This is a genomic window from Streptomyces achromogenes, assembly GCF_030816715.1.
GTDB classification, from domain to species: Bacteria; Actinomycetota; Actinomycetes; order Streptomycetales; family Streptomycetaceae; genus Streptomyces; species Streptomyces achromogenes_A.
The window spans coordinates 8,323,916-8,339,533 of the sequence record NZ_JAUSYH010000001.1 but is presented as its reverse complement, the minus strand read 5'-3'; the positions used below and the strand labels follow the sequence as shown (position 1 = coordinate 8,339,533).

The 15,618-nt window shown below is 73.4% G+C and carries 10 protein-coding genes; 3 read left to right on the top strand and 7 right to left on the bottom strand.

Translation table 11 applies throughout. From position 1 onward, the window contains the following. Positions 1 to 17: 17 nt before the first annotated feature. Entirely contained in the window at positions 18 to 2,063 is a 2,046-nt protein-coding gene (locus QF032_RS36645) for a beta-galactosidase (protein WP_307048679.1), read from the top strand. Between the two features lie 170 nt (positions 2,064 to 2,233). Then, the gene (locus QF032_RS36640; RefSeq protein ID WP_307059448.1) at positions 2,234 to 4,261 is read left to right on the top strand and encodes a glycoside hydrolase; all 2,028 of its coding nucleotides are present in this window, start codon (positions 2,234 to 2,236) and stop codon (positions 4,259 to 4,261) included. 22 nt (positions 4,262 to 4,283) lie between these two features. Here the strand turns inward: QF032_RS36640 and QF032_RS36635 are convergent, their stop codons facing one another. The 6 genes from QF032_RS36635 to QF032_RS36610 all read right to left on the bottom strand — a co-directional run bounded on the left by QF032_RS36635 (position 4,284) and on the right by QF032_RS36610 (position 10,629). Continuing rightward, entirely contained in the window at positions 4,284 to 5,222 is a 939-nt protein-coding gene (locus tag QF032_RS36635) for an STM4011 family radical SAM protein (RefSeq protein ID WP_307048677.1), read from the bottom strand. A 10-nt stretch (positions 5,223 to 5,232) separates the two neighbouring features. After that, on the bottom strand, positions 5,233 to 6,591 hold the full coding sequence (locus QF032_RS36630) for an STM4012 family radical SAM protein (protein WP_307059447.1): 1,359 nt from the start codon (positions 6,589 to 6,591) through the stop codon (positions 5,233 to 5,235). Next, positions 6,588 to 7,475: an STM4013/SEN3800 family hydrolase gene (locus tag QF032_RS36625; RefSeq protein WP_307060512.1), complete on the bottom strand. Its 888-nt coding sequence runs from the start codon at positions 7,473 to 7,475 to the stop codon at positions 6,588 to 6,590. The genes QF032_RS36630 and QF032_RS36625 overlap by 4 nt, the downstream gene beginning before the upstream one ends. Before the next feature lie 7 nt (positions 7,476 to 7,482). Continuing rightward, positions 7,483 to 8,625, bottom strand: a complete 1,143-nt coding sequence (locus tag QF032_RS36620) for an STM4014 family protein (RefSeq protein ID WP_307048672.1) — start codon at positions 8,623 to 8,625, stop codon at positions 7,483 to 7,485. A 12-nt stretch (positions 8,626 to 8,637) separates the two neighbouring features. Then, positions 8,638 to 9,594 carry an STM4015 family protein gene (locus QF032_RS36615; RefSeq protein WP_307059443.1) on the bottom strand — a complete coding sequence of 319 codons (957 nt, stop codon included), beginning with the start codon at positions 9,592 to 9,594 and terminating at the stop codon, positions 8,638 to 8,640. A 309-nt stretch (positions 9,595 to 9,903) separates the two neighbouring features. Next, a complete protein-coding gene (locus tag QF032_RS36610) occupies positions 9,904 to 10,629 on the bottom strand; it encodes an FAD binding domain-containing protein (RefSeq protein ID WP_307048668.1) in 726 nt (241 codons plus the stop codon). Positions 10,630 to 10,808: 179 nt separating this feature from the next. On the opposite strand from QF032_RS36610, the gene QF032_RS36605 reads away from it, so the two are divergent. Continuing rightward, complete coding sequence (locus tag QF032_RS36605) at positions 10,809 to 11,735, top strand: GNAT family N-acetyltransferase (RefSeq protein WP_307059441.1); 927 nt, start codon at positions 10,809 to 10,811, stop codon at positions 11,733 to 11,735. Between the two features lie 70 nt (positions 11,736 to 11,805). On the opposite strand, the gene QF032_RS36600 is transcribed toward QF032_RS36605, so the two are convergent. Next, positions 11,806 to 15,180 carry a pyruvate carboxylase gene (locus QF032_RS36600; RefSeq protein WP_307048664.1) on the bottom strand — a complete coding sequence of 1,125 codons (3,375 nt, stop codon included), beginning with the start codon at positions 15,178 to 15,180 and terminating at the stop codon, positions 11,806 to 11,808. Positions 15,181 to 15,618 lie beyond the last annotated feature (438 nt).

Sequence of the window (15,618 nt, the reverse complement as noted above, 5' to 3'; positions counted from 1 at the left end):
CCTTCGGAAGGACCGCCATGATCTCCACCCTCCAGTCCCGCATGCTGAGCGGGGCGGACGGTGACCCCGCTCCGCGTCTGGCCTACGGCGCCGACTACAACCCCGAGCAGTGGCCCAGGGACGTGTGGGCGGAGGACGTCCGGCTGATGCAGGAGGCCGGCGTCACCGTCGTCTCCGTGGGGATCTTCTCCTGGGCCCGCATCCAGCCGGGCCCGGACACCTGGGACTTCGGCTGGCTCGACGAGGTCATGGACCTGCTGCACGCCGGCGGGATCGGTGTCGACCTGGCCACCGCCACCGCCTCCCCGCCTCCGTGGCTGACCAGCGCCCACCCCGAGATCCTGCCGGTCACGGCGAACGGCGAGACCCTGTGGCCGGGGGCGCGCCAGCACTGGCGGCCCACCTCGCCGGTCTTCCGCGAGCACGCCCTGCGGCTGGTCCGGGAGATCGCCGGCCGCTACAAGGACCACCCGGCCCTCGTCGCCTGGCACGTCTCCAACGAGCTGGGCTGCCACAACGTCTACGACCACTCGGACGACGCCGCCCGCGCCTTCCGGGTCTGGCTGCGCGCCCGCTACGGCAGCCTCGACGCGCTCAACCACGCCTGGGGCACGGCGTTCTGGTCGCAGCGCTACAGCGACTGGGAGCAGATCCTGCCGCCCCGGCTGGCCGCCTCGCACCCCAACCCGACCCAGCAGCTGGACTTCAAGCGGTTCTCCTCGGACGCCCTGAAGGACCACCTGGTCGCCGAGCGGGAGATCCTGCGGGAGATCACCCCCGGGATCCCGGTCACCACCAACTTCATGGTGATGGGCGGCACCAAGGGCATGAACTACCCGGACTGGGCGAGCGAGATCGACTTCGTCTCCAACGACCACTACGTGCACCCCGGCCCGCAGGACCGCGACGAGCTGTCGTTCTCCGCGAACCTCGTCAGCGGCATCGCGGGCGGGCGGCCGTGGTTCCTCATGGAGCACTCCACCAGCGCGGTCAACTGGCAGCCCGTCAACGTGGCGAAGCGGCCCGGCGACCTGGCCCGCGACTCACTGCTGCACGTGGCGCACGGCGCGGACGCGGTGTGCTTCTTCCAGTGGCGGCAGTCCGCGGCGGGCGCCGAGAAGTACCACTCGGCGATGGTTCCGCACGCCGGCCCCGACAGCGATCTCTTCCGCGCGGTCGCCGACCTCGGCGCCCAGCTCAAGACCCTGGCCCCGGTGGCGGGTTCGGAGCGCGAGGCGGCCTCCGTCGGCATCCTCTACGACTGGCAGTCGTGGTGGGCGAGCGAGCAGGACTCCCACCCCACCGCCCTGCTGGACTACCGGCAGGAGGCGCTCGACTGGTACTCGGCGCTGCTCTCCCTCGGCGTCCGCGCCGACCTCGTCACCACCCGCGCCGACCTCTCCCGGCACCAGGTGCTCGTCGCGCCCGTGCTGCACGTCGTCCCCGCCGAGCTCGCCAAGGAACTCACTCGGTACGTCGAGCAGGGCGGCCACCTCGTCACCACGTACTTCTCCGGGATCGTCGACGAGAACGACCACGTGTGGCTCGGCGGTTACCCGGGCGCCCTGCGCGACCTGCTCGGCGTCCGCATCGAGGAGTTCGGCCCGCTGCTCGCCGGCGAGCGCGTAGAGCTCGACGACTCCACCTGGGGCACCCTGTGGACGGACCGGATCGCCGTGACCGGCGACGAGACCGAGGTACTGGCGCACTACCGCACCGGAGTGCACGCCGGCCGCCCCGCCGTCACCCGGCGGCCCACCGGCGCCGGCTCCGCCTCCTACGTCTCCACCCGGCTCGGCGTCGACGGCCTCCGCTCGCTGCTGCCGCGGCTGCTGGAGCCGGCCGGCGTCGGCAGTGAACTCCCCGCCGACGTGCGGGGCAAGGTCGAGCTGACCGTCCGCCGCGGCGCCGGGGAGCGGTTCCTGTTCCTCGTCAACAGGACCGACGCGACGGTGCCGGTGGCCGGGCTGGCAGGAGAGGTCCTGATCGGCTCCGGCGGCACGGACGGCGCCCTGGTGCTCGGTCCGCGGGAGGTCGCCGTCCTGCGCCAGCCCACGCGCTAGAGGACACGCCGCACAGCACCTCTCAGGACAGGCCGCACAGCACCTCGTCGTCTCACCGCATCCCCCACGACTCCCCGGCACGGCATGCGTCCGCGGCCGGGGGCCATCCCCTGCCGCCCGCGCGGCGGCAGGGGCCCACCACAGCGACCGCACCGCAGTTGGGAGCACAGATGGCACGCCGTAACCGCAGCAGACGGACCCTCGGGGCCGCCGCACTCACCGCCCTGGCCACCGGGGCCGCGCTTCTCAGCGTCCCCGTGCAGGCGCACGCCGAGGCCGCCGTCACCGTGACGCCGGACCCCTCGTACCGGCAGGAGAAGTTCGAGGGCTGGGGCACCAGCCTGGTCTGGTTCGCGAACGCCACCGGCGACTACCCGCCGGCGGTCCGCGAGAAGCTCGCCAAGCTGCTCTTCGGCGACGACGGCCTCGCGCTGAACATCGCCCGCTACAACATCGGCGGCGGCAACGCGCCGGACGTGAAGGACTACCTGCGCGCGGGCGGCGCCGTCGAGGGCTGGTGGAAGGCGCCCGCGGGCACCACCCGCGAGGACACCGACTGGTGGAGCGCGGACGACCCGGCGGACTGGAACAAGAACGCCGACGCCACCCAGCGCTGGTGGGTCGACCGCATCAAGAAGGACATCACCCACTGGGAGACGTTCAGCAACTCCCCGCCGTGGTTCATGACGGAGAGCGGCTACGTCTCGGGCGGGTTCAACGCCAACACCGACCAGTTGAAGGCCGACTCGGTCGACGACTTCGCCGCCTACATCGCCGGCGCGACCAAGCGGCTGGAGAAGGCCGAGGGCATCAAGGTCGACACCGTCGACCCGTTCAACGAGCCCAACACCGGCTACTGGGGCACCCGGCTCGACGCGAACGGCCAACCGGTCGGCGGCCGCCAGGAGGGCGCCCACATCGGTCCCGCGCTCCAGCAGAAGGTGCTCGCCGCGCTGGCGCCCGCGCTGAAGAAGGCGAAGACCAAGGCGAAGATTTCGGCGATGGACGAGACCAACCCGTCCATCTTCGCGACGAACTGGAACTCCTACTCGCAGGCCTCCAAGGACCTCGTGGACCAGATGAACGTCCACACCTACGGCACCGGTCAGCGCACCACCGTCCGCGACCTCGCCAAGGCCGCCGACAAGCCGCTGTGGATGAGCGAGGTCGAGGGAGACTGGGGCGACGGGCAGAGCTTCACCGACATGCGTCCGGGCCTCGGGCTGGCCCAGCAGATGGTGAACGATCTGCGTGAACTGGAGCCCAGCGCCTGGGTGTTCTGGCAGCCGGTCGAGGACTACGACAACATGAAGCCGGGCGGCGAGTCCGCCAAGGGCGGCAACTGGGGCGAGATCCAGCTCCCGTTCAGCTGCACGAAGTCGGACACCCTGAAGTCGTGCCCGATCTACACGAACACCAAGTTCGACACGGCCCGCAACTTCACCCACTTCATCAAGCCCGGCGACAAGCTCATCAAGGTGGACGACACCTCCAGCGCCGCCGCCGTGACGAAGAACGGCAAGGGCGTCTCCCTCGTCCACGTGAACTCCACCACCGCGGCCCGCACGGTCACCATCGACCTGTCGAAGTTCCGCACCGTCAAGCGGGGCGCGACCGTCACACCGACCGTGACCAGCGCCGACGGCAAGCTGAAGCAGCAGGCCCCGGTCAAGGTCGTCGACGGCAAGGCCACCTACACCGTCCCGGCGCAGTCCGTGACCTCGTTCGCCGTGAAGGGCGTCTCGGGCGTCGCGAAGAACGCGAGCCTGTTCACCAAGGGCCACTCCTACACGCTGACCGGCGTGCAGAGCGGCAAGGCGGTGACCGTCGCCGCCAACGGCAAGAGCCTGGTCATCGGCTCGGCCAACGGCAGCACCGCGCAGCAGTGGCAGCTCGACGCACGGCACGGCGACAAGGGCGCACGCCAGCGGTACGTCTTCGCCAACCCGGCCGAGGGCAAGCGTCTCGCCGTCCGCGACAACGTGCCGGTGGTCGAGCCGGACACCGGCGAGCGGGACCCCGCCACCGAGTGGATCATGTCGACCACGGGTGACAGCACATGGACGCTGATCAACGTGGCGACCGGACGGCTCCTCGAGGTCGGCGGCCAGGCGACCAACGAGGGCGCGGCCGTCACCACCTGGCAGGCCAACTCCGGTTCCAACCAGCGCTGGAGGGTCACGGACGTGACGCCGTAACGCCTGCGCGTCCGCCCACCCGTCAGTCCGTCGTCCCCGCCCGCGTCGCGATCCCCGTGACGCGGGCGGAGTGCTGTGCGGGGCCGGGCTGCCGGGACGGGGTCGAGTGCCGCGGAGGAGCGGCCGCCGGGATGCGTTCCAGGACGCCGCCGGCGAAGACGTCGTACAGCGGCAGCGTCTCCAGGTGGACGTAACCGATGTGGCAGTCGCAGACGGCGAGCGGACACGCCCGCGGACGCAGCGCGGCGCGATAGGAGCCGTCGTAGAGGTTGCCCAGTTCGGCGCGGACGAAGTGGCAGCGCCGCACGGTGCCCTCGCCGTCGACCGAGATCACCGACTCGCCCGTGCGGCAGGGCAGGCCGGCGCTGGTGTGCGGGTGGCGGCTGTAGGGGAAGAGCGGGTCGAGCGCGGTCCAGTCGTCGGCCTCGGCGTCCGTGTAGACGTGCCCCTCGGCCGCGTTGATCCACAGGTAGACGTGCGGGGGCAGGTCGGCGCGCAGCCGTCGGGCCGCGTCCCGGTGTCCGGGCAGACCGACCACGCCGACGCTGAAGCGGACGCCCCGGTCGGCCAGGTCGCGGCACTTGGCGAGGAATCGGTCGTACGGCGTCTGGCCCGGGTGGTAGGTGCACCACAGGGCCAGGGTGTCCGCGTCGGCCTCGGCCAGCCAGTCGGTGCGGCAGCTGAGGTTCGTCTGGATCGCGACCCGGCGGATGTGCGGGAGGCGGGAGAGGTCGGCGAGGGCGCGCCGGTACCAGGAGCGGACCAGGCCCTCGCCCCAGGGGGTGAACAGGAGGGAGAGCCGGTCGTCGGTCCGGTCCGCCGCCCACGCGGCGAACCGTGCCAGGGCGGCGCGGTCGGCCCGCAGCTCGGCGGTGGAGTCCCGTCGCTTGGCGAACGGGCAGTAGGGGCAGTCGTAGTCGCAGGAGGCGAGCGGACCGCGGTAGAGCAGGGTCAGATCCATGACGGCCGGGTCACTTCCGCTCGTAGGCGGCCATGGCGGTCCGCACGGCCGGGGAGAAGAGCTCGGGGCCGACGGCGTCGGAGTGGGCGAGGCCCTCGGGGGTGAGCCGCAGGGCGGTCGGGTCGGCGTCGCTCAGCCAGCCCCGGTCGGCGAACCGCTCGAGCTCGGGGCCGAAGTCGTCGGCGGGGGCGCTGCCGAAGCGGTCCCGGTAGTCGTCCGGGCGCAGCCCGTCGGCCTGGAGGAGCGACTGGAGGAGGTGCCGGCGACGCGCTTCGGCCGGGCTCATGGGGTAACCCACCTGGGCGCGGGCGAAGCCGGCCGCGTCGCCGGCCACGTAGTCGTCGATGATGCCGCGGATCTGGTGCATGTCCACGGCGTAGTCGAAGGAGTAGTGCAGCCCCGACGTGTAGGAGCGGGCGCCGCAGCCGAGGCCGATCATGCCGTCGGTCTGGCAGGCGTAGTCGTCGGCGCCCTGCGGCGGGGCGTCGGCGCGGCGGAACATGCGCATGGAGTGCTGGGTGTAGCCGCGCGCGAGGAGGTGGTCGCGGCCCGCCCGGTAGAGGGTCAGGCGCCGCTCGTCCCAGGCCGGATCGCCGCCGGTTCGCGGGCCGGGGGCGGGGTGGCGCCGCCCGAGACCGGTCAGCGGGCGCACGTAGAGGGGGTAGAGGTAGAGCTCCTCGGGCCGCCAGGTGAGGGCCGCGTCCAGGGAGTGCAGCCAGCTCTGCTCGGTCTGGCCGTCGATGCCGTAGATCAGGTCGATGTTGAGGACCGGGATGCGGGCCTCGCGCACGCGCCCGAGCGCCGCCTCCACGTCGGCGCGGCGCTGCGGGCGTACGGCGGCCCGGGCCTCGGCGTCGACGAAGCTCTGCACGCCCAGGCTGAGCCGGGTGGCGCCGCGGTCGGCGAGGACGGCGAGCCGGTCGGCCGTGGCCGTCGCGGGGGACGCCTCCACGGAGAGCGGGACCGCGCGGAGGTCGGCGCCCATGCGGTGCTCGGCGATGTCGCAGAGGCGCTCCAGCTCGGTGGCGGTGAGGAAGGTGGGGGTGCCGCCGCCGAAGGCGGCCGTGGCGAACCGGGCCCCCTCCCCCAGTGCGTCGCGCACGGCGGTGGCCTGCCGTTCCAGCGCGTCCAGATAGGCGCCCGTCAGGCCGTCGGGGGCGCCGATGCGGGTGAAGAGGTTGCAGAACCCGCAGCGGACCTCGCAGAACGGGATGTGCAGATAGAGGGAGAGGGCGTCCTTGGGCTCGCTCGCCCAGAGCTCCGCGAGGAGGGGGCGGTCGGGAAGCGGCCGGTAGGCCGTCTTGTGCGGGTAGGCGTAGACGTAGTGCTGGTACGGGCTGGTGCGGGTGACCGGCTCGGCGGTGGTCATCGGTCGGTCTCCGTCGGACGGGGTACGGGCTCACGGGGTGCGGAGTCGAGGGGTACGGGACCACCGGGGGCGGGGTCGAGGGGTGGGGGGTCGAGGAAGAAGTGGGCGTACGGCACGGTCCACACGGACTCGTGGCCCAGGCGGTGGCCGGTGTAGCCGTCGTCGCCGTAGGCGGTGCCGTGGTCGGAGCAGACGATCGCGAAGCAGCGGCGTCTGCTGCTCGCGGCGGTGAACAGCCGCCCGATGTGCCGGTCCACGTACTCCAGCGCCGCGGCGTGCGTCTCACGGCTGTCGCCCGCAGCCCGGGTCGCACCGGGCAGGTGGAACCAGTTCGGCTGGTGCAGCGCGGAGACGTTCACGAAGAGGAACATCCTTTTCTCGGGCGGGAGTTCGCGGACGGTCTGCTCGGCGCGGGCGATCTGGTTCTCGAAGGACTCCGGCGAGGTGACGCCGAACTCCGGTGCCCAGTGGGACTCGTGGAACAGACCGGGCAGCACCGAGCCCAGCGGGCCCTGCTTGTTGAAGAAGCCCACTCCCCCGACGCAGACGGTGTGGTACCCCTCCTTCCCGAGGCCGGAGACCAGATCGGGCGTGTCGTAGACGAAGGTGCCGCCGGCGGTGGTCTCGCTGCCGGCGAAGCTCGCCGCGAACAGCCGCGGGTGCGGTCCGGGGGCTGCCGGGGTGGGCAGGAAACCGGCGAAGATGGCCTGGTGGGAGGCGTAGGTGAAGCTGCCCGGGGCGTGCCGGCGCTCCCAGCGGCCGTTCGGGAGGTGGCGCGCGAGGTGCGGGATGCGGCCCGCCTGCGCCAGCTCGGCGGCCACGTCGTACCGCAGGGTGTCCAGGGTCACCAGGAGGATGTCGTGGCTGCCGACGACGTCGTTCATGTCGGGCTCAGGCATGCGGTGTTCCTGTTCTGTGCGGGACGAAGCCGCGCAACACGGCCGCCACCTGGGCCGCGTACGTGTCCTGGCCCTCCGCCCCGCCGCCGGGCAGACCGGTGAGCCGGGGCAGCAGGTCGCCGAAGGCGTTGACCTCGCCGATCGCGGCCCCGCGCCAGCCGACGGCGGGCAGCAGGTCGACGCCGACGCACAGAGTGCGCGGGAAGCAGGCCGCGGCCTGCTCGCACACGCCGAGCACGTCGGCCCAGCGGGCGCCCGCGGCCTCGACGGCCTCGCGGGCGGTGTCCAGATCGCCGCGGCGTCCCCCGAGGTGCAGGTTGGTCAGGGGCGAGCGGCTGGTGCGGACGACGGCGTGGGTGGCCCGGCCGGCCACCACGACGACCCGGAGGTCGGCGGCCCGGCCGCTCTGGGACGCCTTCGGCAGCCAGCGCTCCAGGTGCAGTCCGTCGGGGGCGAGCGCGTCGACGACGGCCGCGACGTCCCGCTCGCGTTCGTAGCGGCGCACCCGCAGGGAGTTGTACAGGACGCCGTCCGCGGTCAGTTCGACGGAGGTGGTGGCCCTGATGCGGCCGCCGCCACCCGCTTCGACGGCGAGGACCCCCGACGCGGACGACCCGTGCGCCGGCTTCACGAAGAGCCGGGGCATCCGGTGCTCGCGCATCGCGGCGCGCACGTCGTCCCAGCCGCGCACCGGCAGGCCGTCCGGGCCCGAGGTGGGCGAGGCGGGGACCGGGACGCCCGCCGCGTGCAGGACGCCGTGGCAGAGCCGTTTGTCGAACAGCACGGCCAGGTCGTCGGGGTCGGTGAGGCGGACGCCGCCGCGCAGGCTGCGCACGGCGGCGACGAAGGCGGCGTACCAGCGCGCCGATCCCTCGACCCGGGTGGGGTCCGGGGCGCCCCGCAGCATCCGGTCGACCTCCCGGTTCTCCCCGGGCGAGTCGATCCGGACGATCTCGTCGACGGCGAAGTCGGCTCCCCGGGCGCGCAGGACGTCCGCCCAGGGGACGATCCGCGGGGCGGGCAGTCCGGCCGTCCGCACGGCCTCCTCGAAGAGGGCGACCCGACGGTTCTCGGGGTTGGCGACCACCGCGAGACGCGGCACGGGATCACTCACCGGCACAGGCGTGCGGTCCATGGGTTTCGTCGCTCACTCCCCCACGGCGACGTAACGCCACACCGTGCCGTCGTCGTCCGCGTCCTCGTCGGCGTCGCCGCGGTCGAGGTCCACCTCGACGCCCGCGGCCCCGAGGGTCTGCCGGACGCGCTCCTGGAGCGGCTCGCTGAGGTAGTGGTGGTGCAGGTCCAGCTTCTTGAGGTGGGTGAGCGGCTGTCCGTCGAGCAGGGCGGCGGCGCCCTCGTCCGTCAGCACGCCCATGGAGAGGTCCAGCACCTCCAGCCGGGGCACCACCGGGGCCGCCGCGACCGCGACGGCCACCGCGTCCTGCATCTCGCTGTTGCGCAGGGCCAGGTGCCGCAGGCGGGGCAGCCGGGCGCCGGACAGGATCGGCTCGAGGTCGGCCGCCTCGCTGTCGCCGCCGTATTCGGGCGTGCCGAGCCACAGGTCCAGGTGCTCCAGTGCGGGCAGGTCGCTGGCGGCCACGCCGCGCACGACCTCGGCGGGCAGTCCGCCCGTCTCGACGACCAGCCGGCGCAGCGCGCTGTGCCCCAGGGCGGGGAAACGCAGCCCGGACCCGCCGCGCACCCCGAACTCCTCCAGCGCGGGGAACGCCGTCAGGAGCGGGGTGACGTCGGTCTGGTTGATCCAGGAGATCTCGCACTCCTCCATCACCATGTCGCCGAAGAACAGCGCGCGCAGGGCCGGGAACCGGTCCCGGGCGGCGGTCAGCGCCTCGACCACGGGGGTGGGGTCGTCCTCGTAGGCCTCCTCCCACGCTCCGACGATCAGCGCCTTCACGCGCGTGGTGTCGACGGCTGCGCAGAAGCGGGCGAACGCGTCCGTCCACTTCTCGTCGGCGTCGTAGACGTCGCTGGTGACGCGCCAGGCCACGGCGTCCGGCTCGACCGGCCGCGGCTTGTGCGCGGCGCCGGGAAACGTGTAGGCGGGCAGCCCGTGGAGCGCCTTGAGGTGTTCACCGATGGTCATACGGCTGCTCCCGAGGGGAAAGGGTGTGCGATCTGCGAGGTGTCCGCAGTTCTACCAACAGCCACTGACATCGCCTCTCGCGGGGGCCGGGTTCGAGGCCGGGTCCGGGGGTGGGAGCCCCCGCGCCGGGCCGCCACGCCACGCGGCCGCCCGCCGCGTTCCCCACGACGGACGGCCCCGGGACGGCCGGTCTCCACACGACGGGCGCGCGACGGACGGCCGCGTGACGGCCCGGCGAGGGCGGCGTCCCGGCCGACGGCTCCGCACGCCCGCCCCGGCGGCGCCGGTCTCCCGCGCGGGGACCGCTCCTCAGCCGGCGGCGCGGGCCAGCACCTCGACGACCTGGTCGCGTACGGCGTCCCGGGCGGCGGCGGGCAACTCGCCGAGCTCCGTGCCCTCCAGGGCGTGCAGCACCTCCCCGGCGCCGGCGCCGGGCTCGCAGGGGGCGCTCCCGCTGAGCACGTCGTAATTGTCGCGGACGGCCACGCGCAGGTGGGCGCGGCCCTCGTCCCCGGAGTGCAGGGCGACGGCGACGACGAGGGGCGGCGCGCCACCCGCCGCGCCCTCCAGCTTGCGGTAGCCGCTGGCCAGCGGTGTGCGCCAGCGCAGGGCGAGCAGCACGAGGCGTTTGGCCAGCAGCTCGGCCAGGTCGGTCTCGTAGACGCCGTCGGCGGTCAGGACCGTGGCCCGGGCGTCGAGGACGAGGGCGGCGGGGAGCAGACAGCGCAGGGTGCTGCCGACGATGTTGCCGCCGACCGTGGCCGCCCGGCGTACGGCGCCCGTGCCCACTCCGCCGGCCGCCCGGTGCAGCACCTCGGGCACGGTCGCGTCGACGTGGTGCAGCAGCACGGCCCCACCGAGTTCCCCGGGTCCGATCGCGTTGGCCTCGGGCAGCCGGCGCAGCGACACGGCCTGCTCGGGAAAGCCGTCCCGCTGCCAGCCCGCCCACACCAGCGTGGCCCCGCCGACCGGTACCGCGCCCTCGGCCAGACACCGCTGTGCTTCGGATATGGAGGAGGGAAGACGCAACTGCACGACAACCGACCCGCCTTCCCGTGGAGTTCGTGGGGCGACCGCGCGTCGTCCCCGGCGTGATCAATGGCAGAACGGATTCTGCCCAGACTCGCGGGGGCGCATACAGGGCTCATGGCCGCACCGCGCGCCACGGGAAATGGTGTTGCGGCCCGGCTGCGGTCCCCTGGACCCTGGACGGCGTGTTCTCCCTCCTGCGCCCCGCCGCCCTCACCGACGCCCCGGCGGTCGCCGCTCTCCTCAACGAGATCGACCTCGTCGAGATCGGCCGCCCCGAGACGGACGTGCACTCCGTGGAGGCGGAACTGAGGCATCCCGAGGTCGACCTGCGACGCGACTCCTGGCTCGCCTTCGACGGGGACCGGCCGGTGGTCTACGGCCTGCTGTGGGACGAGTCGGGCGGCGAGCGGGTCGACATGGACCACTACGTGCTGCCCGACCGGCAGGAGGAGGGTCTGCTCGTCCTGGCCGCGATGGAGGCGCGGGCGCTGGAGAAGGCCCGGGAGAACGGTGCGGACCGGGCCGTGGTGCACCTGAACCTCAACGCCCGGCCCACGACGGACGTCTCGCTGCTGCGGGAGCGGGGATGGTCCGTGGTACGGCGGCATCACGTGCTGCACCGGGGCCTTAACCGGGCCGCCGACCGGCCGCCGCGGGCGCCCGCCGGGGTGCGGCTGCGGCCCTGTGCCGAGGAGGCGGACCGGCGGCGCGTCCACGAGCTGTTCCAGGCCGCCTTCGCCGAGCACTTCGACTTCCACCCGCGCCGCTACCAGCAGTGGCTGCACGACGTGGACGCCGCCGGGCTCGACTGGTCCCTCGTGTGGATCGCCGCCACCGACGACGCCGGGGACTGCGGGTTCCTGATGGCCCGTGACGACCGCGAGGCCATGGGGTGGATCCCGGCCGTCGGCGTCCTGCGCGAGGCCCGGGGGCGCGGTCTCGCCGGCCTGCTGCTGCGGCACGCGTTCGCGGCGTTCGCCGCCCGGGGGCGGGACACCGTCGGGCTGGGCGTGGACACCTCCAACGCGACCGGCGCGCCCGCGCTGTACGCCCGCCACGGCATGACCCTGCACTACGCCGTGGACACCTGGGAGGCCGTCCTGCGGTGACCGTGAGCCGCCGTACGGGGCCGCGGAGCGGTGGGCGGTCGCCGGCGGGTGAGCGCCGGCGACCGCACCGTCAGCCGACGACGACGAGCAGGTCGCCGCCCTCCACCTGCTGGATGCGGTTGATGGCGAGCCTGCTCACCCGGCCGGCCTTCGGCGCGGTGATCGTGGCCTCCATCTTCATCGCCTCGATGGTGGCGACGGTCGCGCCCGCCTCCACCTCGTCGCCCTCGGCGACCGCCAGGGTGACCACGCCCGCGAACGGGGCCGCGACGTGCCCGGGGTCGGTGCGGTCGGCCTTCTCGGTCACGGGGACGTCGGAGGCGGCCGCCTTGTCGCGGACCTGGATGGGCCGCAGCTGGCCGTTCAGGGTCGACATGACGGTGCGCATACCGCGCTCGTCGGCCTCGCCGACGGCCTGCAGCTCGATCAGCAGACGCACGCCCGGCTCGAGGTCGACCGCGTACTCCTTGGCCTGGCGCAGACCGTAGAAGAAGTCCTTGCTGTCGAGGACGCTCGTGTCGCCGTAGGCCTGCCGGTGGGTCTCGAAGTCGCGCGTCGGGCCGGGGAAGAGCAGCCGGTTGAGGGTGGCGCGGCGGGTCTTCTCCAGGCCCTCGCGGTCCTCGGCGCTCAGCCCCTGGACCGGCTTGGCCTCGCCGCGGCCCTGCAGGGCCTTGGTGCGGAACGGCTCGGGCCAGCCGCCGGGCGGCGTGCCGAGCTCGCCCCGCAGGAACCCGATGACGGAGTCGGGGATGTCGTAGCGGTCGGGCATGGCCTCGAAGTCCTGCGGGGAGACTCCGGCGCCGACGAGGTGCAGGGCGAGGTCGCCGACGACCTTGGACGAGGGCGTGACCTTGACCAGGTGGCCGAGGATGCGGTCGGCGGCGGCGTACATCGCCTCGATGTCCTCGAAGCGGTCGCCGAGGCCGAGCGCGACGGCCTGGGTGCGCAGGTTGGAGAGCTGACCGCCGGGGATCTCGTGGTGGTAGACGCGCCCCGTCGGGGAGGCGAGGCCGGCCTCGAAGGGTGCGTAGATCCTGCGGACGCCCTCCCAGTACGGCTCGAGGTCGCCGACGGCCTGGAGGTCGAGGCCGGTGGGCCGCTCGGAGTGGTCGGTCGCGGCGACGATCGCCGACAGCGAGGGCTGCGAGGTGGTGCCCGCCATGGAGGCGACGGCGCCGTCGACGGCGTCCGCGCCGGCCTGGATCGCGGCCAGGTAGGTGGCGAGCTGGCCGCCCGCGGTGTCGTGGGTGTGCAGGTGCACCGGCAGGTCGAACTCGCGGCGCAGCGCGGAGACGAGCGTGGCGGCGGCCGGGGCGCGCAGCAGGCCGGCCATGTCCTTGACGGCCAGGACATGGGCGCCGGCCTCGACGATCTGCTCGGCGAGACGGAGGTAGTAGTCGAGGGTGTACAGGCGCTCGTTCGGGTCGGACAGGTCGGAGGTGTAGCACAGGGCGACCTCGGCCACCGCCGTGCCCGTCTCCCGTACGGCGTCGATGGCGGGCCGCATCTGGCCGACGTCGTTGAGGGCGTCGAAGATGCGGAAGACGTCGATGCCGGTGGCGGCGGCCTCCTGCACGAACGCGTCGGTGACCTCCGTCGGGTACGGGGTGTAGCCGACGGTGTTGCGGCCGCGCAGCAGCATCTGGAGGCAGATGTTCGGGACGGCCTCACGCAGGGCCGCCAGCCGCTCCCAGGGGTCCTCGGCGAGGAAGCGCAGCGCGACGTCGTAGGTGGCGCCGCCCCAGCACTCGAGGGAGAGCAGGTTCGGCAGGGTGCGGGCGACCAGGGGGGCGGAGGCGAGGAGGTCCTTGGTGCGCACCCGGGTGGCCAGCAGGGACTGGTGGGCGTCGCGGAAGGTGGTGTCGGTGACGCCGATGGTCGGCGACTCCCGCAGCCAGCGGGCGAAGCCCTCGGGGCCGAGGTGCACCAGCCGCTGGCGGGAGCCCGCGGGCGGCTCGCCGTCGGGCGTCGCCGGCAGCTTGGCGACCGGGTCGATCAGGTCGGGCCGTTCGCCGTGCGGCTTGTTCACGGTGACGTCGGCGAGGTAGGTGAGCAGTTTGGTGCCGCGGTCGGCCGAGTGGCGCGCGGTGAGCAGGTGCGGGCGCTGTTCGATGAAGGACGTGGTGACGCGGCCGGCCCGGAAGTCGGCGTCGTCCAGGACGGCCTGCAGGAACGGGATGTTGGTGGCGACGCCGCGGATGCGGAATTCGGCGACGGCGCGCCGGGCGCGTCCGATCGCGGTCGGGAAGTCCCGTCCCCGGCAGGTGAGTTTGACCAGCATGGAGTCGAAGTGCGCGCTGATCTCGGTGCCCGCGTGGGTGGTGCCGCCGTCGAGGCGGATGCCGGAGCCGCCCGGGGAGCGGTAGGCGCTGATGCGGCCGGTGTCGGGGCGGAAGCCGTTGGCGGGATCCTCGGTGGTGATGCGGCACTGCAGGGCCGCGCCGTGCAGGGTGACGGTCTCCTGCGACAGGCCGAGGTCGGCGAGGGTCGCGCCGGCGGCGATGCGCAGCTGGGCCTGGACGAGGTCGACGTCGGTCACCTCCTCGGTCACCGTGTGCTCGACCTGGATGCGGGGATTCATCTCGATGAAGACGTGGTTGCCGGCGGGGTCGAGGAGGAACTCGACGGTGCCGGCGTTGCGGTAGCCGATCTGCCGGGCGAAGCGGACCGCGTCGGCGCAGATCCGGTCGCGCAGCTCCGGGGCGAGATCGGGCGCGGGCGCCATCTCGATGACCTTCTGGTGGCGGCGCTGGAGGGAGCAGTCGCGCTCGAAGAGGTGGATGACGTTGCCCTCGCCGTCGGCGAGGATCTGCACCTCGATGTGGCGGGGGTCGACGACGGCCTTCTCGAGGAAGACGGTCGGGTCGCCGAACGCGGAGGCCGCCTCGCGGGAGGCCGCCTCGATGGACTCGCGCAGGGCGGCCGGGTTCTCCACCCGGCGCATGCCGCGTCCGCCGCCGCCGGCGACGGCCTTCACGAACACCGGGAAACCGATCTCCTCGGCGGCCCGGACGAGTTCGTCGACGTCGTTGGAGGGCGCGGACGAGCCGAGCACGGGGACGCCCGCGGCGCGCGCCGCGGCCACCGCGCTCGCCTTGTTGCCGGTCAGCTCGAGGGTGCGGGCGTCGGGGCCCACGAAGGTGATGCCCGCCTCCTCGCAGGCGCGGGCGAGTTCGGGGTTCTCCGACAGGAACCCGTAGCCGGGGTATACGGCGTCGGCGCCTGCCCGCAGCGCGGCGCCGACGACCTCCTCCACGGAGAGGTAGGCGCGCACCGGGTGTCCCGGTTCGCCGATCTCGTACGCCTCGTCGGCTTTCAGCCGGTGCAGCGAGTTGCGGTCCTCGTGCGGGAAGACGGCGACCGTGCGCGCACCCAGCTCGTAGCCGGCGCGGAATGCACGGATCGCGATCTCGCCGCGGTTGGCGACCAGCACCTTGCGGAACATCCTGGACCCCTTCAGCCTGACGGTGACGGACCCATCGTGGCGGTGGGTGACCTTGTTGGCCATGTGAGTCGGGCCACTCACCGCGGGTGTCGCTCGATTGGACCGTGTTTGTCCTGGCAGACCGCCGGACCGGCTCAGGCCGCGACGGCCCACGGCGGCCACCGGGGTCACCGCGGCGGCCCCGCCCGCCTGACGGCCCGGGAGCAGGCGGCCACGGAGCTGTCCACACCCACCGACACCCTCCGCCGCCGTCCCGGCGTACTCCGGCAGATCATCCCGGTCTTCCCCGGCCGCGAGCGTGGGTCCGCAGGCCTTGCCGCGCCGGTGGGGGCGCTCACCACCCGGGCGGAGTCCGCACACCGGCACTCCGCGCGAGCCCCTGGACGACACTCCAGCCGTTCGACCTGTCGGACATCGTTCGGTAAGTCTTGACGCGGC

Excerpts from the sequence above, each read along its gene's own strand:
- QF032_RS36645 (WP_307048679.1), top strand. The coding sequence starts at position 18 with ATGATCTCCACCCTCCAGTCCCGCATGCTGAGCGGGGCGGACGGTGAC.
- QF032_RS36640 (WP_307059448.1), top strand. The coding sequence starts at position 2,234 with ATGGCACGCCGTAACCGCAGCAGACGGACCCTCGGGGCCGCCGCACTC.
- QF032_RS36635 (WP_307048677.1), bottom strand. The coding sequence starts at position 5,222 with ATGGATCTGACCCTGCTCTACCGCGGTCCGCTCGCCTCCTGCGACTAC.
- QF032_RS36630 (WP_307059447.1), bottom strand. The coding sequence starts at position 6,591 with ATGACCACCGCCGAGCCGGTCACCCGCACCAGCCCGTACCAGCACTAC.
- QF032_RS36625 (WP_307060512.1), bottom strand. The coding sequence starts at position 7,475 with ATGAACGACGTCGTCGGCAGCCACGACATCCTCCTGGTGACCCTGGAC.
- QF032_RS36620 (WP_307048672.1), bottom strand. The coding sequence starts at position 8,625 with ATGGACCGCACGCCTGTGCCGGTGAGTGATCCCGTGCCGCGTCTCGCG.
- QF032_RS36615 (WP_307059443.1), bottom strand. The coding sequence starts at position 9,594 with ATGACCATCGGTGAACACCTCAAGGCGCTCCACGGGCTGCCCGCCTAC.
- QF032_RS36600 (WP_307048664.1), bottom strand. The coding sequence starts at position 15,180 with ATGTTCCGCAAGGTGCTGGTCGCCAACCGCGGCGAGATCGCGATCCGT.